17 protein-coding genes are annotated in these 19,857 nt (G+C 62.1%); 9 read left to right on the forward strand and 8 right to left on the reverse strand.

The genetic code is table 11. From position 1 onward, the window contains the following. Window position 1: 1 nt before the first annotated feature. The 4 genes from cpaB to GNT67_RS02600 all read right to left on the reverse strand — a co-directional run bounded on the left by cpaB (window position 2) and on the right by GNT67_RS02600 (window position 3,188). Window positions 2-850, reverse strand: a complete 849-nt coding sequence (cpaB, locus tag GNT67_RS02585; protein WP_159628295.1) for a Flp pilus assembly protein CpaB — start codon at window positions 848-850, stop codon at window positions 2-4. After that, on the reverse strand, window positions 847-2,283 hold the full coding sequence (locus tag GNT67_RS02590) for an ATP-binding protein (RefSeq protein ID WP_159628297.1): 1,437 nt from the start codon (window positions 2,281-2,283) through the stop codon (window positions 847-849). Before GNT67_RS02590 ends, cpaB begins: the two co-directional genes overlap by 4 nt. 111 nt (window positions 2,284-2,394) lie before the next feature. Continuing rightward, complete coding sequence (locus tag GNT67_RS02595) at window positions 2,395-2,937, reverse strand: A24 family peptidase (RefSeq protein ID WP_159628299.1); 543 nt, start codon at window positions 2,935-2,937, stop codon at window positions 2,395-2,397. A 62-nt stretch (window positions 2,938-2,999) separates the two neighbouring features. Next, window positions 3,000-3,188, reverse strand: a complete 189-nt coding sequence (locus GNT67_RS02600; protein ID WP_159628301.1) for a Flp family type IVb pilin — start codon at window positions 3,186-3,188, stop codon at window positions 3,000-3,002. Between the two features lie 337 nt (window positions 3,189-3,525). Here GNT67_RS02600 and GNT67_RS02605 point away from each other — a divergent pair, with 337 nt between their 5' ends. After that, window positions 3,526-4,560 carry a GGDEF domain-containing protein gene (locus GNT67_RS02605; protein WP_159628303.1) on the forward strand — a complete coding sequence of 345 codons (1,035 nt, stop codon included), beginning with the start codon at window positions 3,526-3,528 and terminating at the stop codon, window positions 4,558-4,560. 81 nt (window positions 4,561-4,641) lie between these two features. Here GNT67_RS02605 and GNT67_RS02610 read toward each other — a convergent pair whose 3' ends face one another. Beyond that, entirely contained in the window at window positions 4,642-6,471 is a 1,830-nt protein-coding gene (locus GNT67_RS02610; RefSeq protein ID WP_159628305.1) for a glycosyltransferase family protein, read from the reverse strand. 268 nt (window positions 6,472-6,739) lie between these two features. On the opposite strand from GNT67_RS02610, the gene rfbB reads away from it, so the two are divergent. Then, the gene (gene rfbB, locus GNT67_RS02615) at window positions 6,740-7,816 is read left to right on the forward strand and encodes a dTDP-glucose 4,6-dehydratase (protein WP_159628307.1); all 1,077 of its coding nucleotides are present in this window, start codon (window positions 6,740-6,742) and stop codon (window positions 7,814-7,816) included. Continuing rightward, window positions 7,813-8,700: a glucose-1-phosphate thymidylyltransferase RfbA gene (gene rfbA / locus GNT67_RS02620; protein ID WP_159628309.1), complete on the forward strand. Its 888-nt coding sequence runs from the start codon at window positions 7,813-7,815 to the stop codon at window positions 8,698-8,700. Before rfbB ends, rfbA begins: the two co-directional genes overlap by 4 nt. Window positions 8,701-8,769: 69 nt before the next feature. On the opposite strand, the gene GNT67_RS03040 is transcribed toward rfbA, so the two are convergent. Genes GNT67_RS03040 through GNT67_RS03050 form a run of 3 tightly spaced genes read right to left on the reverse strand, consistent with a single transcriptional unit; the run spans window position 8,770 to window position 9,987 of the window. After that, window positions 8,770-9,093, reverse strand: coding sequence for a hypothetical protein (locus GNT67_RS03040; protein WP_308637930.1), 324 nt, complete (start codon window positions 9,091-9,093; stop codon window positions 8,770-8,772). Window positions 9,094-9,096: 3 nt separating this feature from the next. After that, window positions 9,097-9,582: an HD-GYP domain-containing protein gene (locus GNT67_RS03045; protein ID WP_308637932.1), complete on the reverse strand. Its 486-nt coding sequence runs from the start codon at window positions 9,580-9,582 to the stop codon at window positions 9,097-9,099. A gap of 57 nt (window positions 9,583-9,639) precedes the next feature. Next, the gene (locus GNT67_RS03050) at window positions 9,640-9,987 is read right to left on the reverse strand and encodes a DUF3391 domain-containing protein (RefSeq protein WP_308637934.1); all 348 of its coding nucleotides are present in this window, start codon (window positions 9,985-9,987) and stop codon (window positions 9,640-9,642) included. Window positions 9,988-10,209: 222 nt separating this feature from the next. On the opposite strand from GNT67_RS03050, the gene icmF reads away from it, so the two are divergent. The 6 genes from icmF to prsT all read left to right on the forward strand — a co-directional run bounded on the left by icmF (window position 10,210) and on the right by prsT (window position 19,852). Further along, the gene (icmF, locus tag GNT67_RS02630) at window positions 10,210-13,497 is read left to right on the forward strand and encodes a fused isobutyryl-CoA mutase/GTPase IcmF (protein ID WP_159628311.1); all 3,288 of its coding nucleotides are present in this window, start codon (window positions 10,210-10,212) and stop codon (window positions 13,495-13,497) included. Window positions 13,498-13,605: 108 nt separating this feature from the next. After that, window positions 13,606-14,685 (forward strand): polysaccharide deacetylase family protein, encoded by a 1,080-nt coding sequence (locus GNT67_RS02635; protein ID WP_159628313.1) that lies wholly within the window; start codon window positions 13,606-13,608, stop codon window positions 14,683-14,685. After that, entirely contained in the window at window positions 14,682-15,293 is a 612-nt protein-coding gene (locus tag GNT67_RS02640; protein ID WP_201447555.1) for an arsenate reductase/protein-tyrosine-phosphatase family protein, read from the forward strand. Before GNT67_RS02635 ends, GNT67_RS02640 begins: the two co-directional genes overlap by 4 nt. Next, window positions 15,290-16,552: a carboxylate--amine ligase gene (locus GNT67_RS02645; RefSeq protein ID WP_159628315.1), complete on the forward strand. Its 1,263-nt coding sequence runs from the start codon at window positions 15,290-15,292 to the stop codon at window positions 16,550-16,552. The genes GNT67_RS02640 and GNT67_RS02645 overlap by 4 nt, the downstream gene beginning before the upstream one ends. A 43-nt stretch (window positions 16,553-16,595) precedes the next feature. Further along, a complete protein-coding gene (locus GNT67_RS02650; RefSeq protein WP_159628317.1) occupies window positions 16,596-16,895 on the forward strand; it encodes a hypothetical protein in 300 nt (99 codons plus the stop codon). A gap of 176 nt (window positions 16,896-17,071) precedes the next feature. Further along, a complete protein-coding gene (prsT, locus tag GNT67_RS02655) occupies window positions 17,072-19,852 on the forward strand; it encodes an XrtA/PEP-CTERM system TPR-repeat protein PrsT (protein WP_159628319.1) in 2,781 nt (926 codons plus the stop codon). The last annotated feature ends 5 nt before the right edge of the window (window positions 19,853-19,857 follow it).

Below are 19,857 nucleotides of genomic sequence, written 5' to 3' on the forward strand. Positions count from 1 at the left end.
GTCAAAAGCATTCCTGCGACGCGTGCAGGCCATTGATGACGGCGATGCAGTCGCGCTTGGGCGGGCTCGGTGCGCGCACCTGCTGCACGCGCGGCCGCGGCGGGGCGCGCACCACCGGCGGCGGTGCGGCAACGGCCAGCGCCGGCAGCAGGTTTTCCTTGGTCGCGCCGAGGGTGGCGGCGGCGGCCGGATCGACCTGGTTGCGCAGCGCCAGCGACAGGGTGCCGACGCTGCGCGCCAGGTCCAGTTTCTCGGCCTCGCCCGGGGTGACTTCGAGCGTGACGGCATTGACCACCTTGGGCTTGGTCTCGTCGCGGCTCACTTCCTGCGCCACCGCCAGCACCAGGATCCGTTCCAGCACGATCTTCGAGATGCTCTGCTCGCGCGAGCGGGCCGCATTCGGGTCGGGCATGGTCTCGGTGCTGACGATGATGTCCACGTAGTTGCCCGGGAGGGTGAAGCCGGCCACCCCGACCACGTCGTTGACGCGCACCGTGATCGCGCGCTTGCCCTCGGCGATCATGGCCGACAGGCCGCCCAGGGTGCCGGCCGGGGCCAGCTTGGCCTGGCTGATCGGTTCGCCCGCCAGCAGGCTGCTTTTCAGTACCCGCCCGCCCAATGCCGCCGGGTCGGTGAAAGCGCCCTTGGGCACGCTGTCGGCCGGCCAGTCGACCAGCTTGAACATCTCGGGCGCCAGGCGCTGGCCGATGTCGACGTCGGCCCTGGCCACGACGATCCGGCCCGCGCTCGCGCCCGGGGCATTGAGCAGCCAGCTGCCGGCCAGCGCCACCGCCAGCAGGCCCAGCACCACCGCCAGCGCCATCATGATCACGGCACGCTTGTTCTTCATCGCCCGGCTCCTTCCTTGTCGATGCTGTCGGCCGCCGATGGGAATAATGGGGAGGGCAGCGCGGGCGGCAGGGCGCTGGCCCCGAACAGGCTGCTCCAGGCCTGGACCAGGCTCTCCACGTCGCAGCGCGGGGCGCGGCCGGCGAAGCCGGCGAAATCGGCGATCCGCCCCAGCAGCTCGTGCGGCCAGGCGGCCAGCAAGGGGCGCCGGGTGCGGCGATGCAGTTCGACGATCAGGTAGTCGAGCGCGGCCTCGTCGACCTCGATCCGGCGCAGCCGCGCCTGGCGCCGCAGCAGCGCGCGGTAGCTCGCTTCGGACAGCGGCCCGACCGGGATCCGGTAGCCGATGCGGCGCAGGCAGGCGTCGTCCAGCACCGATTCCGGCGCCAGGCTGGTGGCCAGCACCAGGCCGACGTCGAACGGCAGCGCGTGGCTCGGGCCGTGCGGCACCGTCACATGGTCCTGGCCCGCCTCGAGCGCGCCGAGCCAGCGGTGCAGCAGTTCGCCGGCCGGGACCCGCTGGCGTCCCAGGTCGTCCAGCACCAGCAGGCCGTTATTGGCCAGGATGTGGGGCGGCGCGCGCAGCACGCCGCTGGCCGCGTCCACCCGCAGCTCGAGCATGTCGCGCACCAGCTCCGCGCCCACATGCACCAGCGGACGCTGGGACAGGACCCAGCGCGCGTCGACGCCGCGCCGTTCTTCCAGGCCGCGCAGCTGCAGCGGCGGCGGATGCAGGGCCGGGTCGTGCAGCTGGACGATCTCGTGGTTGACCAGCACCGCGTACGGCACCGCGATCGGATCCTGGCGCAGGCGCGCGAACTTGCGCCCCAGGGTGGTCTTGCCGCTGCCGGACGGGCCGTACAGCAGCAACGGCCGGCCCGAATACAGGGCTGCGCCGATCAGTTCGCGCGCCGCCGGTTCCAGGCCATCGCCATCGAGCAGCGCCTCGAGTTCGGCGCGCATCACGCGCGGCGCATCGGGCCGCCGCTGCGACTGGTGCGCCACCACCGCGCGCCAGGCCGCCAGCGTCACCGGCGCCGGCCCGGCATAACGCGACTCGGCCTGGTGGTCGCAGGCCGCGCGCGTGCCGGCGGCGCTGAGCTGGTAGTGCACGTCGATCTCGGTCTCGCCCGAATACGCGATTTCGGCCTGGCCGCCGGCGACCAGGCCCTGCACCACTTCGCGCACCACGCTCACCGACAGCCGCAGGCGGCCGGTCAGGCGCGACAGCGGCGTCTTGCCGCCCGCGTGCAGGACCTTGAGCACCAGCGCCGTCACCAGGCGTGGATCGAGCCCGGTATCGCGCACGGTGCGCGGCTGGCGCGGCAGCACGGCGGTCACGTCGCCATCGTCGGATGGCGCACCGGCGGCGAATGCGAACGCCGGCGCGTCGCTTCCGGCCGTGGCCGTGGTGGCCGACAACATTTCCGTCATGAAGCCTCCTGCCCATGAAGATGTTTCAAGAAACCTTGATTTGATTCTAGCGAGCGGCCTCATCAGGTACTTGATACCTGACAAAGGCCCTACCCGCCGCTCATGGAATCGCTATTGCGTGTAGCGCCGCACCAGCAGCACGATGGCGCCGGCGGCGATCGCCACGCCATAGGGAATGGCGCCGGCGCTGGGCCTGCCGCCAGCGCTGCCGACGGCGGGCATCGGCCCGCGCGGCAGGCGCAGCAAGGTGGGCCGCAGGATCGCCCACAGATTGGCCAGCACCATGCGCAGGCGGCCCTTGAAGACGACCACCGCCAGCGCCATCACGCCGCCGGCGCACCAGGCCAGGATGGCGATGCGCAGCGCGTCGCCGGGACCGGCGAAGGCGCCGACCATCGCCATCATCTTGACGTCCCCGGCGGCCATGCCGCGGACCAGGTAAAAGGGCATGAAAATCGCGAGCCCGGCCGCCGCCCCACCCAGCCAGGCGAGCAGCCCCGCCACCGGTTGCGGCGACAGCAGATGCAGGACCAGGGCGCCGAGCATGCCGGCGGCCAGCAGCCGGTTCGGGATGCGGCGGCTCTCCAGGTCCTTGACCGCCGCCGCCGTCACCGTCAGCAGCAGCAGCGTATCGAGGTAATGTGCGACAACCATGATGCGACTCCACAAAAAAAAAGCCCCCCGGGGCCGAACCGCGTCCCTGGGGGGCAGGCAGATTACGGAGTAGGTGGCGTTTCGAACTGATCGCGGATGTACTCGAAGGCCGCTTTGATTTCTGTGCCGACCTCTCCGGCGACACCGGCCATCACGACGCCGATGAGGGCGGCGATCAGGCCATACTCGATGGCCGTCACACCGTTCTCGTCAGCGAAAAATGCTTTGATGGCGGAGGTAATCGTGCTCATGACAAACTCCTTGTAGTGGTTGAGGAAATACTGGCTGCGACTGGGCCCCGTCGCTACTGCTGTGTTGCGTTTGCCAGTGAGTTCACTGTAGCGATTAATGCCGTACGGCAAGTTGACCACCCACAACTTTTCCCATTGGAAATTCGTGCTTCTGATAAGAAACAAAGTCGAACGGCGATGGATAAAAATTGTTAAGAATAGTTGCCGCTAATACAAAAAGGCATTATGCTGTTTTGCTTGACCGCCGAAAATCCAGTGCCGCCGAGCCCATCGGTGCAGCGTGCGGCCTGCCTGTTCTCTCCCGGTACCTCTTCTTGCTTGGTCTGATAACGACGACATGGATTCCCTGCTGCGACACATGGTGGACATGACCGGCCACCGCGATCACACGATGCTGGACATCTCCGTGATTTCGGCGGTCCAGGAATTGTCCGGCGCGGCCCGCACCCGGGTGCTTGCCATCGCCAGCGTCGGCGGACAATACTTCGTGCGCTCGCGCGCCTGCATCCACGCCGGCGGCGTAGCCTGCCCCGAAGAGCCGCAAGACAACGGTCCGGGCGAGCCGATCGCGCTCTATCCCGAACTGGAGGCTTGCCTGCGGCGCCATGACATGCGCGCCGAAAGCGAAGGCGCGGACGGCCTGCGCCGCCTGTGGCTGCCGATCTGGTTCGGCGACAAGGCCGACACCTGTCTCGAGATCATGCATGCCGACCCGTTCACGCCGGAAGCGCTGTACATGGTCAACGGCATCGTCAGCGTGTACCGCAACTTCCAGAACCTGCTCGACTACAGCGAGCGCGACTCGCTCACCGGCCTACTCAACCGCAAGACCTTCGACGACCAGCTGGCGCGCATGCTGCACGCCTCCGAAACCGACGCTTCGAGCCACGGCCAGGCCGAGCGGCGCCAGTCGAGCGGCGCCGAGAAGCAATGGTTGGCGGTGGTCGACGTCGACCACTTCAAGGGCGTCAACGACCGCTTCGGCCACCTGTACGGCGACGAGGTGCTGATCCTGATCGCCAACCTGCTGCAGTCGTCGTTTCGCGCCCAGGACCGGGTATTCCGCTTCGGCGGCGAGGAATTCGTGGTGTTGCTGCGCTCGACCAACCTGGACAATGCGCGGTGCATCATCGACCGCTTCCGGGCCGATGTCGAAAGCCACGATTTCCCGCAGGTGGGCCAGGTCACGGTCAGCATCGGCTTTACCAGCGTCAGCGCGGCCGACTCGCCGGTGATCACGCTCGGCCACGCCGACCAGGCCCTGTACTACGCCAAGGCCCATGGCCGCAACCGCGTGTGCTACTACGAAGAGCTGGTCGAGGGCGGGCTGCTGCAGACGGTGGCGGTCAACGATACCGCCGAGTTTTTCTAGGCCAGATCCAGTATCCTATTTGCGGCTGTCAGCAAGAACGGCTTCCTGGCCAACGCGACGTCGATCGGACCCACTAGCCATTCAGCGTGAACCTGATGTGTCAGCAAGCGGTTTCCACAATTGCACGTTCACCTGCTGCGGCTGGTTTCGAGACCGCGCATGCGGGTTCATGATCGTGACGTCTCCCGCCAACTGATGGGTGTTAGCGCCAATGCGGCGCGCCAGCATGCCCTTCCAGTCCTTCATACGTCGTGAGTTATCGGCCGACACCAGTACCCAGGCGCGGCGGATCTTGTCGGCATCGACCTTCAGCATGACGTGTTCGACCGAAGCGGCGCTTCCTGGATAACCGCCCAAGAGCCAAGGCGAACCCAAGGGATTCGCACCGAGGATATAGATGAGTCCCGGCCCGTCGCCGGTCAGGTCCAGGATGTCTTGGCCTGGCCGCATGCCAGCCGCACGCGCCATTGCCTGCACATCGTCCAGGGCTTTCTTGGTGGCGGGGTCGACATACACCGTGCCACCCGCCGCAACTGGTTTTACGGGCACGATTTGATTCTCCATCGATGTCGGCATCCGATATGTATATGCCACATCGGTCCATGCACGCCACTGTACCATCAGCGATGGCAGGCACATCAACACGAGGCACACGGCCAGCACTGCAGGTCCCAGCAGCCGTTCGTGAGACAGGCGATACAGGCGAATGTAGACGGCGCAGAAGGCAAACAGCCCAGCGATGACACTATGCGCCAGTACCGACATATTGGTGCCATAAGAAAAAGCGACTGGCAGGAACAGCAACAACAACATCAGTGCGATGTCGCGCCGCGCATCGAATCGATCGCTCTGGCTCTTGCCGGCCCAACGCTCGGTCAGCCAGAGTGCACAGGTGCTGGCGCCAACTACGATGAGCCAGCTTTTCCCCTGCGGCTCCATGATGATGCTGGCGGCAATCGCCGCGGCCGCGACCAGCGCCACGGCCGACACTGCAATAAGCGATCCACTACGGATTTTGCGTTTCAAGAGGAACAGGATGACCATCGCAGCGGCCAGCCAGGGCCCGATGACATAGGCCAGTCGCTGGAATTCCCAGCGAAATCCGTTGAGCATACTCATTGGACCATATGAGCCATCGCGCACCCGCACCAGATCGATGCCATCGCGCAGCGACACCAGCCACTGTGGGAAGGCAAGTTGCAGCATCAGGAAGTTGAGCGCGAAGCCGGCGACGATGGCCGCGAAACCCCGCAATAGCCATGCTGCTTTCCAGTCACGATACAGGACACAAAAGAATACCAGATGGGCAAACGTGACCAGGACCGAGGTCGTCGCCTTGGACAAGAAGCACATGCCCAGCGCTAACCCATACGCGAAGCATAGCAGCACAGGCCGGCGCACGGGTGTTGAGGCCAGCACACGCAATATGCAGGCTGTCATCAGGGCAATGGTCACGATCGAGAGCAGGTTATAGGACGGCGCCCGAAGCGTGGTAAGAAAACTGAAGAACAGCATTGCCGAGGCCATCGGGGCCAGGATAGACCAGGCAAGATGGCCACCGCTTCCGGCGCGTCCCTCAGCCTGGGAAGGAAATGCAAAGCGCAGCAACTCGAACACGAGCACTGCGGCGCTGACGAGCACTAGTACCAGTGACAGCATGCGCATGGCGGCGATATCCTGGCCCATCATGCGAAATGGCCATTCGAAATATGCGCCGAAGAAGGTGACGGTACCGGCGAATTCCCGCCAGTGCAGATAATTGTGCAGGTAGTAGGATTCGTCCGTAAATTCAAAACCCCGCGCTGCCATCCACAGATAGAGCCCGATCTGGACCAGCAGGATAGCTAGGATCGGTAGCATGTACTTGGGATCGACAACTCGTTGTTGTAGTGGAGGCGGCACGGTGCTCATTGCATTGTTTTCTACTGGAAGACGAGGTGGGCGGGACCAACAGAGGAAGTGTGCGCATGATGCACAAGGCAAGTATGTTGCTATACTTGCATTTGGTCAAGCTACACACGGTAGGGCAAAACCATGGTCACGCTTGCCGTTACAGCCTTGACCTTTGAAGACAACACACCTTATTCTTTCAGGAATGTTGTTTGTTTTTTATTATTGGTCGAATGAACCTGCTGGATTCCCGGCATGGTGAGCTTCGTATTCCTCTTTTAGGCACCACATGATTCTAGTAACCGGCGGGGCAGGATTCATTGGCTCGAATTTCGTGCTCGACTGGCTTGGAGAGTCGAGCGAGGCCGTCGTCAACTTGGACAAGCTGACTTATGCCGGAAATATAAGTAATCTGGATGCGCTGCGTGACGATCCACGCCACATCTTTATCAAAGGCGATATTGGCGACCAGGCGCTTGTCTCGGAACTGCTAGCGCGTTATCGGCCACGCGCCATTGTCCACACTGCCGCAGAAAGCCACGTCGACCGCTCGATCCAGGGCCCCGGGGAGTTCATCCGCACGAATATCAACGGCACGTTCTCGATGCTCGAGGCAACACGCGCTTATTGGTCATCGTTGCCTGGGGCCGAACGTGAAGATTTCCGCTTCCTCCACATGTCGACCGACGAAGTCTACGGCACACTCGACGGCGCCGATCCAGCGTTCACCGAGACCACTTCCTACCAGCCGAACAGCCCTTATGCCGCAAGCAAGGCAGCGTCGGATCATCTGGTGCGCGCCTACCATCACACCTATGGACTGCCAACGCTGACCACCAACTGCTCGAATAACTACGGCCCCTACCATTTCCCTGAAAAGCTGATTCCGCTGGTGATTGTCAACGCACTGGCCGGCAAGCCAATTCCTGTGTACGGCGATGGCCAACAGATCCGCGACTGGTTATTCGTGTCCGATCACTGCGCGGCGATCCGCACCGTACTGGCACGCGGACGGCTCGGCGAAACCTACAATATCGGCGGCTGGAACGAGCGGACCAACCTCGACGTAGTGCAAGTCCTGTGCGACATGCTCGACCTGCTCGTCCCGCGCGCGACTGGCAGCTACCGCGAGCAGATCGTATTCGTCCAGGATCGTCCAGGGCACGATCGCCGCTATGCGATCGATGCACGCAAATTGGAACGCGAACTTGGATGGAAGCCAGCTGAAACTTTTGAAACCGGCATTGCCAGGACAGTGCGCTGGTACCTGGACCATCAGGCCTGGGTTGCACAGGTGCAGTCGGGCGACTACCTGACCTGGATCGAAGAAAATTACGCGAACCGCAATATGGAGGCATGTGAATGACTACCGTTATCCCGCACCGCAAGGGTATCCTGCTAGCAGGTGGTTCCGGCACGCGCTTGCACCCGATCACCACGACTGTGTCGAAGCAGCTGTTGCCTGTATATGACAAGCCGATGATTTATTACCCGCTGAGCACGATGATGCTGGGTGGGTTGCGTGATCTGCTGATCATATCCACGCCCCAGGACTTGCCTCGTTTCCAGGGTCTGCTCGGAGATGGGACGCAGTGGGGCATTAACCTTTCGTATGCAATACAACCTTCGCCAGATGGCCTGGCACAAGCCTTTCTGATCGGGCGCGAATTCGTGGGCAACTCGCCGTCGGCCCTGATCTTGGGCGACAATATTTTCTATGGAACCGATCTGCAGCAAAAACTCGAGAATGCCACCAGGCGGGCCCACGGTGCCAGCGTGTTCGCCTACCACGTGCAGGATGCACGCCGCTATGGTGTGATCGAATTCGATGCACAGCGGCGCGCGATGTCGATCGAGGAAAAGCCGGAGCAGCCCAAGTCGAACTTTGCCGTGACTGGTTTGTATTTCTACGACAATACCGTGTGCGATATTGCTGCCGACATCCAGCCATCGCCACGTGGCGAACTTGAGATCACTGACGTGAACCGCGAATACCTGCGCCGGCAGCAATTGCATGTCGAGCTGATGGGAAGGGGTACGGCCTGGCTCGACACCGGCACACCGGATTCGCTTCTCGATGCCGGCCAGTTCATCGCCACCATCGAAAAGCGGCAGGGACTGAAGGTGTGCTGTCCGGAAGAGATCGCCTTTCACAAAGGCTTCATCGATGCCGAGCACCTGTTACGCCTTGCCCATCCCTTGCGCAAGAGCGACTACGGTCGTTACCTGCGACAACTGGTCGATAACTGAGCGCCAACGACCCTCGCATTCGCCAGCCACCGGACTGGCATGGCATGCGCCAGGCTGGTGGCGCAAGCCTCATGCCAGTTGCATGAAACGCAGCGGCTGGACCTTCCATTTGTCGGCCGACTCATGGCGCACGATGCAGTCGGCCCCGCCAAATCCCACGCCTTTCGACAGATCGACTGTCTCGGGCCGAATATACACCTGCTGCCTCGCATGGAAGAGCACATTGACCTTGGGCGTGAGCAGGCTCGACTCGTGCGGCTCGACCACCACACCCAGCCGTCCCGACTCCAGCAGCACCAGGGTGCCGACCGGGTAGATGCCGACGCAGCGCATGAATTCCTGGGCCAGCGCCGGGTTGAAATGGAATTTGCTCCATTCGTAAATCTTGCGCAACGCCTAGGCCGGCGCGATGCCCTTGTGGTAGCAACGGTCGGAGGTGATCGCGTCATACACATCGACGATAGCGGCCATCTGCGCTAGCTCGCTGATGTCACCTTTGGCCTGGCGCTCGGGATAGCCGCTGCCGTCACGCCGCTCGTGGTGGTGTAGCGTAATGTCGAGCGGGATCGGACCGATGCCTTGCGTGCGCGAAAGGATGTCGTGACCATCGCGCGGATGGCGCTTGACGATCTCAAATTCGGCGTCGCTCAGGCTACCCTGCTTATTGAGGATGGTGTCCGGCACCAGCGCCTTGCCGGTATCGTGCAACAGGCCGCCCAGTCCAGCCTGATAGATGATGTCATCAATCATGCCGCGCGAGCGGCAGAACGCGACCAGCAGCGCGCACACGCTGACCGAATGCAGAAAGGTGTAGTCGTCCTTGTTCTTGATTTGCAGGAGGCTCAACAGGGCGCCGGAGTTGCGCAGGATCGATTCGGTCACGCTCTGCACCACCGAGCTGGCCTGGTCCAGCTCGACCGCCTTGCCAAGGCGCGCGTCCTACATCACGGTGCGCACCAGGTCCACCACCTGGCGCCGCACATTGACGGCGCGTTGCAGCTCTTCGCCCAGCGGCACCCTGACGCGGCTGATCACGTTTGAGGCCAGCGCCGCGACTTCGGCCTCGGTCGCGGCCTCGGCTTCGGCCAGGGTCGGCGCATCGATGTCCAGGCCCCGGCTGCAATCGATCACCACGCCACGAATGCGCGCCGCGACGATCTTGCCGATCTCGTCGTCGGCCGTGATCAGGAAGCTGTTGCGTACGAAGGGGTGCTCCATCCAGCCACAATCGAGGTCGTGAATGAACATGCCCACCTTGAGCTGTGAAGAATCCACTTTCTTCAGCATCTGTGTCTCTTCCTGGTGTGATTAAGCAGGCGCCCAGCACCTCTTTATGCATCAGGTATAGCAAGTACATGATGGAATGAAACATGTTGTTGCCATGGGGATATACAGTGTGACGCCAGCCCAACGGCGCTGTATTACATCGCCGCGACCTTGACGTTAACGTTAACGTCATATACCGTACCAGTATCCCCCGTCGTCACCGCCTACAAGGACCACGCCCTCATGAACGACATCACTCCCGCCTCGAAGCTCGACCTGCCGGAACAGCCACGCCTGGCCAACAAGGTCCGCTTCGTCACCGCCGCCTCGCTGTTCGACGGCCACGACGCCTCGATCAACATCATGCGCCGTATCCTGCAATCGAACGGCGCCGAGGTGATCCATCTCGGCCACAACCGCTCGGTCGACGATGTGGTGACCGCGGCGCTGGCCGAGGATGCGCAGGGCATTGCCATCTCGAGCTATCAGGGCGGCCACGTCGAATACTTCAAGTACATGATCGACCTGCTGCGCCAACGCGGCGGCGCCCATATCAAGGTGTTCGGCGGTGGCGGCGGCGTGATCGTCCCAAGCGAGATCGAGGAGTTGCACGCCTTTGGCGTAACGCGCATCTTCAGTCCCGAGGATGGCCAGCGCATGGGCCTGGTTGGCATGATCCGCTCGATGCTCGAAACCTGCGACGTCGACCTGTCGCCCTACGCCCCGACAACGCTCGATGCACTGCAAAATGGCGACATCGCCGCGCGCCACCGCCCGTTGGCCCAGCTGATCACGGCGCTCGAAAACGACAAGGTCGAACCGAGCCTGCGCAAGCAGATCCTCGATACGGCCGACACGCTGCGCGTGCCGACCCTTGGCATCACCGGCACCGGCGGCGCCGGCAAATCCTCGCTCACCGATGAGCTAATCCGCCGCATCCGCCTCGACCAGGGCGACCGCCTGAACATCGCCGTGATCTCGATCGACCCGTCGCGCCGCAAGTCGGGCGGCGCCCTGCTGGGCGACCGCATCCGCATGAATGCGATCGGCCCGTGGAACGGCCAGCAGCGCGTATTCATGCGCTCGCTGGCCACGCGCGAAGCGGGCTCCGAAATCTCGCAGGCGCTGCCGGACGTGATCGCGGCCTGCAAGGTGACCGGATTCGACCTGGTGATCGTCGAGACCTCGGGCATCGGCCAGGGCGACGCGGCCATCGTGCCGCATGTCGACACCTCGATGTATGTGATGACCCCGGAATTCGGCGCCGCCTCGCAGCTGGAAAAAATCGACATGCTCGATTTCGCCGACCTCATCGCCATCAACAAGTTCGACCGCAAGGGCGCCCTCGATGCACTGCGCGACGTGGCCAAGCAATACCAGCGCAACCGCGAATTGTGGTCGGTGAACCCGGACCAGATGCCGGTGTATGGCACCCAGGCTTCACGCTTCAACGACGATGGCGTGACCGCGTTGTACCACGGCCTGCTGCCGAAGCTGGCCGCACTGGGCCTGCAAGTCGAAACCGGCAGCCTGCAGGCGCCGGCGCAGCGCTATTCGAGCGGCAAGAACGTGATCGTGCCGCCGGCGCGCAGCCGTTACCTGGCCGAGATCGCCGACACCGTGCGCGGCTATCATCGCAACGTCGGCAAGCAAGTGAAACTGGCGCGCGAGCGCCAGCAACTGAACGAAGCCAGACGCATGCTGGCCGCGGCCAGCCGGAACGTCGACTTCGACGACCTGATCATCGAGCGCGACAACGCGATGGATGGCGAAGCGAAGTCGCTGGTCGCCTCGTGGCCGCAACTGCAGGCGACCTACGCCAGCGATGAACACGTGGTGAAAATCCGCGACAAGGAAATCCGCACCCGCCTGGTACAAACAACCCTGTCGGGCAACCCGATCCGCAAGGTGGCGCTGCCGCGCTTCGAGGACCACGGCGAGATCCTGCGTTTCCTGATGCTGGAAAACGTGCCGGGTAGTTTTCCTTATACTGCAGGGGTGTTCCCCTTCAAGCGCGAAGGCGAAGATCCAACCCGCATGTTTGCCGGCGAGGGCGACGCCTTCCGCACCAATAAACGCTTCAAGCTGGTCTCGACCGGCATGGACGCCAAGCGCCTGTCGACCGCCTTCGATTCGGTGACCCTGTACGGCGCCGACCCGGCGCTACGTCCGGACATCTACGGCAAAGTCGGCAACTCGGGCGTGTCGATCGCGACCCTGGACGACATGAAGGCGCTATACGACGGTTTCGACCTATGCAGCCCGTCGACCTCGGTCTCGATGACGATCAACGGTCCGGCACCGACCATCCTGGCGATGTTCATGAACACCGCCATTGAACAGCAGATCGACAAGTTCGCAGACAAGAACGGCCGCGCTCCGACCGAAGAAGAAGCAGAGGGAATCCGCGCCTGGGTCCTGACCGCGGTGCGCGGCACCGTGCAGGCCGACATCCTGAAGGAAGACCAGGGCCAGAACACCTGCATCTTCTCGACCGAGTTCTCGCTGAAAGTGATGGGCGACATCCAGGAATACTTCGTCACCCACGGCGTGCGCAACTTCTACTCGGTGTCGATCTCGGGGTACCACATCGCCGAAGCGGGCGCCAACCCGATCTCGCAGCTGGCCTTCACCCTGTCGAACGGCTTCACCTTCGTCGAAGCCTATCTTGCGCGCGGCATGAACATCGACGATTTCGCGTCCAACCTGTCGTTCTTCTTCTCGAACGGCATGGACCCTGAATACACGGTGCTGGGCCGGGTGGCGCGCCGCATCTGGGCCGTCGCCATGCGCGACAAGTACGGCGCCAACGACCGCTCGCAAAAGCTGAAGTACCACATCCAGACCTCGGGCCGCTCATTGCACGCACAGGAGATCGACTTCAATGACATCCGTACCACCTTGCAAGCGCTGATCGCGATCTACGACAACTGCAATTCGCTGCACACGAACGCCTACGACGAGGCGATCACGACGCCGACCGACGAATCGGTGCGCAGGGCCCTGGCGATCCAGCTGATCATCAACCGCGAGTGGGGCCTGGCCAAGAACGAAAACCCGAACCAGGGCTCGTTCATCATGGACGAATTGACCGATCTGGTCGAAGAGCAGGTGCTACAGGAATTCGAGCGCATCGCCGAGCGTGGCGGCGTGCTGGGGGCGATGGAGACCGGCTACCAGCGCGGCAAGATTCAGGAAGAGTCGATGCTCTACGAGCACCAGAAGCACGACGGCACCTTGCCCATCATCGGCGTCAATACTTTCCGCAATCCGAAGGGCGAAGGCGCGCCGGCCACGATCGAACTGGCGCGCTCGACTGACGATGAAAAGCAGTCGCAACTGCAGCGCCTGGAAGACTTCCACCGTCGCCATGCCGATGCGGCGCCCGCTGCCCTGGCTGCCCTGCGCCAGGCCGCGATCGACAACGAGAACGTGTTTGCGCGTCTGATGGACGCAGTGCGCGTGTGTTCGCTGGGACAGATCACCACCGCGCTGTTCGAAGTCGGAGGGCAGTACCGGCGCAATATGTGATCACGATCAGCCGGGATCGGCCGTATTGACGAGGCTGACACCTTTGAGCGATGTTGTTTCGTTATCCAATAGGGTAGACATTGCGCACACAAGAACCTGGCTTCCTGGATGACGCGTGGTAACATCCCGTCAATCTTTTCTTATCCTCGAGCAGCCATGCGCACGCGCGTCTGTATCACAATTGACACCGAGTTCAGCATTGGAGGCGCATTTGCAGATGCCACGCGCCGGCCGGTTGCCGAGCCCATGGTGTATTGCAACGTCAACGAGCGTTCGGAAGGCCTCGGTTTCATGCTCGATACCTTCCGTACCCATGACGTGCAAGCGACGTTTTTCGTGGAAACGCTGCAGCGCAAGTATTTCAGCCACGATCCGATGCGCGCCATTGCGCACCAGATCCGCGATAGCGGGCATGAGACCGAACTGCATTTGCATCCCTGTTGGCGCCTGTTCGAGCACGCGGACTGGAAGGAACGCGTACGCACCACCAGGCGTCCCGACGATTTCTTTGGCCGCCCGCTGGCCGATTCGATCACACTGCTGCAGGAAGGCATTGATACGTTCGCGCAGTGGGGACTACCACGACCGAAGGCGTTCCGCAGCGGCAATCTCCAGCACGACGCCAACCTCTACAAAGCGCTCGCTGCGGTAGGCATTCCCTACAGCTCGAATGTCGGGGCGGCGATTTTCGACAGCGGCGACCCGGATTACCAGCTCTACAGCGGTCACCACGAACGTCACGGCGTGATCGAATGCCCGGTCCTGTCCTTCAGCGACTGGTCCTTCGGTAGCAAGCGGCACATGAAATCGCTGACGATTGCCGGCACCAGCTTTGGCGAGATACGCACCCTGCTGGAGCGCGCGCGCGCTGCCAGCATCGCAACCGTGGTGATCCTGACCCATCCGTTCGAATACGTGCTCGCGCACGATGCAACGTTTTCCCGCACCCGGAAGCAGCATGTGACGCAACAGCGGCTGCGCCGGCTGTGCGAATACCTGCAGCAGAACGACGATGCCTTCGAGGCATGCGGTCTGGTGCACGCACTGGACACCGACGCCACCGCCTCGGCCCGCAACGACCTGCTCGAGGTATCGTTGTCGCAAAGCCTGCCGCGCATGGCTGAGCAAGTTATCTATGACAATTACAGCCGCTGGGCTTTGAAACGGGACGCCGCGAACGCAACATGAAGACGATGATCAACGACCGCTTCGGCACATTCCGTGGCCTGGTCCGGACCGCACTGGGGTATGCCGAATTGGCCAGCGGACGACTGTCGCCGTTCCGCTTGCGAGATCCGGAATCGATTCGGCGCGTCGTTTTCGTTTGCCATGGCAATATCTGCCGCAGTGCCTATGCCCATATCATCGCCCGCCGACTCGGCATGCGCGTGGCCTCGCTGGGACTGTCGACCACGACCGGCGTGCGCTCACCGGCGCCGGCCCTGACCGCCGCTAGCCGCCTGGGCGCCGACATGCGCGAGCACCGCGCCTGCAGCTGGGGCGACTTCGCCGTACAGCCAGGCGACCTGTTCCTGGTCATGGAAGTGCGCCAGGCACACGAGATGCGGCGTCGCCTGGGCAAGCGCACCGACGTCCGCGTGGGCCTGCTCGGCATGTGGGGCGAGCCCGTCATGCCGCACCTGCACGATCCGTTCACTCTGGGCGCCCTGTACTTCGAGACGTGCTTCCGCCGTGTCGGGATCGCCGTCGAGCGCCTGGCGGCAGCCCTGCCGCACGTACGCGAACCGGCTGACGTCCCGGCTCCCACACTGGCACGCGAAGGGACAGTCGCATGACGGCGCCGATGCTGCCCGCCGTCGTTGTCGGCATCGACAGCCCGATCGGCCTGACGATCGTGCGTGACCTTGGCCAGGACGGCATTGACGTGATCGGCATCGGCCGCAGCAAACATGCACTCGGCATGGCGTCACGCTACCTGACAAAAGGCCTGGTGCGCCCGCGCGAAGCTGCCGGCCTGATCGACCAGCTGGCCGATCTCGGTCATGAGCTGGGTCGTGCCTGCCTGTTTGCCGTCTCGGAAAACGATATCGCCCTGCTCAACCGTCACCGCGCGCGCCTGTCCGCGTACACGATCATGTTTGCCGACGAGGCCAGGATGAATAGTGTGCTGAACAAGGACCAGACCTATCGCGCCGCCGCCAGCGTCGGCGTACGTACGCCGCGCACCGAGCAGGCGCAGATATTCGAGGAGGTCGAACGATTCAGCCAGACACTGCGCTTCCCGGTGGTGCTGAAGTGGGCCAATCCCCATGAGGTAGCGGCGCGCCTTTCTGCGGCCAGGCTGGCGCTGAACAAGACACGATATTGCCACTCGCCCCAGGAATTGCTCGACTATCTGCGTCCATACCAGAAAGCGGGGGTGTATCCGCTGGTCCAGGAATACTGCGCCGGTTATGGCCTCGGCCAGTTCATCCTGATGAAGGATGGCCAGCCCCATTACACCTTCCAGCACCGTCGCCTGCATGAGTGGCCGCCGGAAGGCGGATTTTCCAGCATGTGCGAATCGCTGCCTGCCGATTCGCACCAGGCCCTGATGGCGCGGTCGGTCGCGCTGCTGCGCGCGCTCAACTGGGAAGGCATCGCCATGGTGGAATACCGGCACGACCCGGCCACCGGCGAATCGGCGCTGATGGAAATCAATGGCCGTTTCTGGGGCAGCCTGCCCCTGGCCAGGCACGCTGGCGCGCGCTTTCCCAGCATCATGCATGCGCTCGCCAGCGGCGGCAACCGGCTCCAGACATTGCCATACCGTGCCGGCGTGCGTTGCCGCTACATGATTCCGGAAACCCGGCGCCTGCTGCGCATCCTGTTTGCCCAGCACAAAATTGCCGACAAAAGCCTTCGCTTCGACCGGATCGGGGAGCTGGCCGGCTACCTGGCCGACTTCGTCCGTCCGGACAGCCGTTATTATGTATTCAGCTTCGACGACGCGCGCCCGTTCTTCAACGACCTGCGCCAGATCCTTGGCAAGGCGGCCAGTGCGGTCACGCAACGCCTGCCAGGCCTGAAAAGCACGCCGGCGCCGGGAAAGTAACAGCGGTTGCTGACGCGAACCGGCCTGTAGAGCGAGCCACGCCATGCCCATCCAGCCCGAACAACTTGCCGAACTGATGCGTGATGTCGAACGCGAAGACCCGATCGATTTCGCCGACCTTCCCTTTTCCGAAGATGCTCTGCGCCAACTAGTCGCCAGCCATTTGTGCGAAATGGCCGCTGCACTGGAAAACTTCAGCCAGGAAGATCGCGTGCTAACGCTGTTGGCAGTGTCGGCCAAACTGGTGCTGGAAAATATGGTGCTGCATATTCAGTTACTGCGCCGCCACGGCGTGCCCGTCAGCGACGATGTAGCAGCCTTGCTGCGGCGTTTGCGCGAATGAGGTCTTGTGTTTGTTTACGCGACTCGATCGATGACGCCAATAGTACTTTGATATCAAATGCGCTACATTTGCAACACTCTGATAATTGTGTGAGATTTCATGAATTCCTTCGGGTATTATTGTTTTCGAAGAAACTCGTCCTCCTTTCTGGGCGAGCCAGACCATCTGAGGAATTCATGCCGCGCCACGTCTCTATCTCTCCCCTTGCCCTAGCTGTCCTGTCCTCCGTTCTGCTGCTGTCCAGCGGCCTGGCTGGCTGCAGCAGCGACCAGTCGACCCCGGCACTGATTGCCGAAGCCAAGGAATACCAAGCAAAAGGCGATCGGAAGGCTGCGCTGATTCAGCTCAAGAATGCGGTGGCCAAGAGCCCTGAAGATGCGAGTGCGCGCCTAGAACTAGGCAAGTTGCACCTCGAAATGGGCGACATTCTGTCGGCTGACAAGGAGCTGCGCCGCGCCGCCAGCCTCGGCATCAGCCCCGACCAGGTGGTGCAGCCATTGGCGCAGGCACTCCAGGCACAAGGCAAGTTCAAGGAATCACTTGACGAACTCAAACCTGAACTGGCCGCCAAGTCGGCGCCATTGCTGGCCCTGAAAGGCAATGCGCTGCTGGCCATCCAGCAGGCGGACGCTGCCAAGCAGGCTTTCGAACAGGCGCTCACCCTGCAGCCATTCAATGGTGCGGCGATGATCGGCCTGGCACGCCACGCCTTAGTGTCCGGCAACCGTGAGGAAGCGGCACGGCTAGTTGGCGAAGCGGTCGAGAAGGATGCCAGGAACCCGGATGTCTGGTTCTTCCACGCCGCCATGCTGCGCGCCGCCGGCAAGAACGATGAGGCGCTGGCCTCCTACGCCAAGGTGGCGCAATTGCGTCCCACCGAAGTCAATGCGCACGTCGAACAGGCTTACCTGAACATTAACCAGGGCAAGTACGATCAGGCCAAGGCCAACATCGAGGCTGCGCGCAAGCAGTCCCCGGGTGCACTCCAGACCGTTTACGCACAGGCCCTGCTCGAATTTTCGCAGGGCAACCACGTAGCGGCCCGTGAATCGCTGCTGAAGATCCTCAAGGCGGCGCCCGATCATATGCCGAGCATTCTGTTGGCTGGCGCGGTCGAACTCAATCTGGGCTCGGTCCAGCAGGCGGAGCTGTATCTGCGTAAGTATCTGCAGAACGACCCTAACAACTTGTATGCAAGCAAACTGCTGGTCCAAACCTTGCTCAAGAGCGAGCAGCCAGGCGCAGCGGTCGATGTCCTGAGTCCGATCCTGGCCAAGCATGCGAACGATGCCCAGCTGCTGGCACTGACAGGTCAGTCGCACATGCAGAACCGCGACTTCGGCAAGGCAGCCGGCTATCTGGAAAAAGCGGCCAAGCTGGCACCCGAGGCAGCCGTGGTACGTACGTCGCTCGGTATGGCGCGCCTGAGCCAGGGCCAAAACGAAAATGCGATTGCTGAACTGCAGCGTGCAACCGAACTCGACCCCAAGTCGCCGGGTGCGCTGGTAGCGCTGGCGCAAGCCGAGGCCGGCTTGAAGAGCTATGACAAGGCGCTGGCTGCGCTGGCTCGTCTCGAAAAGATCCAACCAGACAATCCGCAAACCCATCATATGAAGGGCGCCGTCCTGCTGGCAAAGGGTGACCAGTCGGCCGCACGTGCCGCCTGGGACAAAGCGTTGGCATTGCAGCCAAACTATTTCCCGACTGTGAGCGCACTGGTGCGGCTTGATCTGGCCGCTAAGAATATACCTGCCGCGAAGAAACGTTTTGAGACAGTATTGACGCAGGATCCAAAGAACTTCGCTGCCTTGGGTGGCCTTGCCGAACTGGCAATTCTTGAAAACAAGCCAGAAGACGCTACCCGTTTCTTGGAAAAGGCCCAAAGCGAGAATCCTACGGCGATCGTGGCTGTGTTGAAATTGGGAAATCTTTACCTGGCGACCAAACAAGCTGACAAGGCACTCAGGCTGGCACGCAACTATAACGCGCAACACCCAACCAACGCGGAATTGCTCGACCTGCTCGGCCAAGCCCAGCTGGCTTCAAACGACGGCAATGGCGCTGTTGATACGTACAGCAAACTAACTGGCATGCTGCCGAAGTCGGGGTTCGCCCAGATGCGACTGGCCCAGGCGCAAATGGTCTTGGAAAACGAATCGGCGGCGGCAGAAGCACTGCGGCGCGGCGCGGCACTGCAACCCGAGTTGCTGCCGGTACGCACCGCCCAGATCGAATTGGCACTGCGTCGTGGCAAGCATGAGGAAGCATTAGCCATGGCACGCCAGGTGCAGAAAGACCTACCTGCCTCGCAAGCAGGTCTGGTCCTTGAAGGCGATGTCCACTTGGCCCTCAAGAAGCCTGATGCTGCGCTGGCCGCATATGACAAGGCATTTGCCATGCAGCCGACCTCAGTAATACTGATGCGCAACGCCGGCATCCTGCGCAGTCAGGGCAAGAATGGCGAAGCGCAGCAGCGCCTGACTAAATGGCTCAAGCAGAATCCAACCGATAACGCTGCGCTGTTATACCTGGCCGAGATGCATCTTGCGGCGAATCAAGACAAGGAAGCCATTCCATTGCTCCAGAACATCATTAAGCGTGTCCCAAACCACGTTGTGGCACTGAACAATCTAGCTTATGCTTTCCAGCAAGAGAAGGATCCCCGTGCGCTTCCTACTGCAGAACAGGCATACAAGCTTGCCGACAACAATCCGGCAGTGATCGATACCTACGGCTGGTTGCTGGTCGAACAAGGTGATGTCGCCCGTGGTGTGCCTTTGCTGCAAAAAGCAGCAGGCCTAGCACCGAATGCCCCTGAGATCCGGTATCACTATGCGGTAGGGTTGAGCAAGCAAGGCAATAAAGCGGCAGCACGTAAAGAGCTTGAAACATTGCTGGCTGAAAATAAGTCTTTTACACATGCAGATGCTGCGCGTTCATTGCTTAAAACGCTATAACGAAC

It is taken from the genome of Massilia puerhi, assembly GCF_009861485.1.

What these genes read in the sequence shown, in the direction of transcription:
- GNT67_RS02605 (WP_159628303.1), top strand. Translation starts at nt 3,526, where the DNA reads ATGGATTCCCTGCTGCGACACATGGTGGACATGACCGGCCACCGCGAT.
- GNT67_RS02640 (WP_201447555.1), top strand. Translation starts at nt 14,682, where the DNA reads ATGAAGACGATGATCAACGACCGCTTCGGCACATTCCGTGGCCTGGTC.
- GNT67_RS03050 (WP_308637934.1), bottom strand. Translation starts at nt 9,987, where the DNA reads ATGCTGAAGAAAGTGGATTCTTCACAGCTCAAGGTGGGCATGTTCATT.
- rfbA (WP_159628309.1), top strand. Translation starts at nt 7,813, where the DNA reads ATGACTACCGTTATCCCGCACCGCAAGGGTATCCTGCTAGCAGGTGGT.
- GNT67_RS02645 (WP_159628315.1), top strand. Translation starts at nt 15,290, where the DNA reads ATGACGGCGCCGATGCTGCCCGCCGTCGTTGTCGGCATCGACAGCCCG.
- GNT67_RS02635 (WP_159628313.1), top strand. Translation starts at nt 13,606, where the DNA reads ATGACGCGTGGTAACATCCCGTCAATCTTTTCTTATCCTCGAGCAGCC.
- GNT67_RS02600 (WP_159628301.1), bottom strand. Translation starts at nt 3,188, where the DNA reads ATGAGCACGATTACCTCCGCCATCAAAGCATTTTTCGCTGACGAGAAC.
- rfbB (WP_159628307.1), top strand. Translation starts at nt 6,740, where the DNA reads ATGATTCTAGTAACCGGCGGGGCAGGATTCATTGGCTCGAATTTCGTG.
- GNT67_RS02650 (WP_159628317.1), top strand. Translation starts at nt 16,596, where the DNA reads ATGCCCATCCAGCCCGAACAACTTGCCGAACTGATGCGTGATGTCGAA.
- GNT67_RS02590 (WP_159628297.1), bottom strand. Translation starts at nt 2,283, where the DNA reads ATGACGGAAATGTTGTCGGCCACCACGGCCACGGCCGGAAGCGACGCG.
- prsT (WP_159628319.1), top strand. Translation starts at nt 17,072, where the DNA reads ATGCCGCGCCACGTCTCTATCTCTCCCCTTGCCCTAGCTGTCCTGTCC.
- icmF (WP_159628311.1), top strand. Translation starts at nt 10,210, where the DNA reads ATGAACGACATCACTCCCGCCTCGAAGCTCGACCTGCCGGAACAGCCA.
- GNT67_RS02595 (WP_159628299.1), bottom strand. Translation starts at nt 2,937, where the DNA reads ATGGTTGTCGCACATTACCTCGATACGCTGCTGCTGCTGACGGTGACG.
- cpaB (WP_159628295.1), bottom strand. Translation starts at nt 850, where the DNA reads ATGAAGAACAAGCGTGCCGTGATCATGATGGCGCTGGCGGTGGTGCTG.
- GNT67_RS02610 (WP_159628305.1), bottom strand. Translation starts at nt 6,471, where the DNA reads ATGAGCACCGTGCCGCCTCCACTACAACAACGAGTTGTCGATCCCAAG.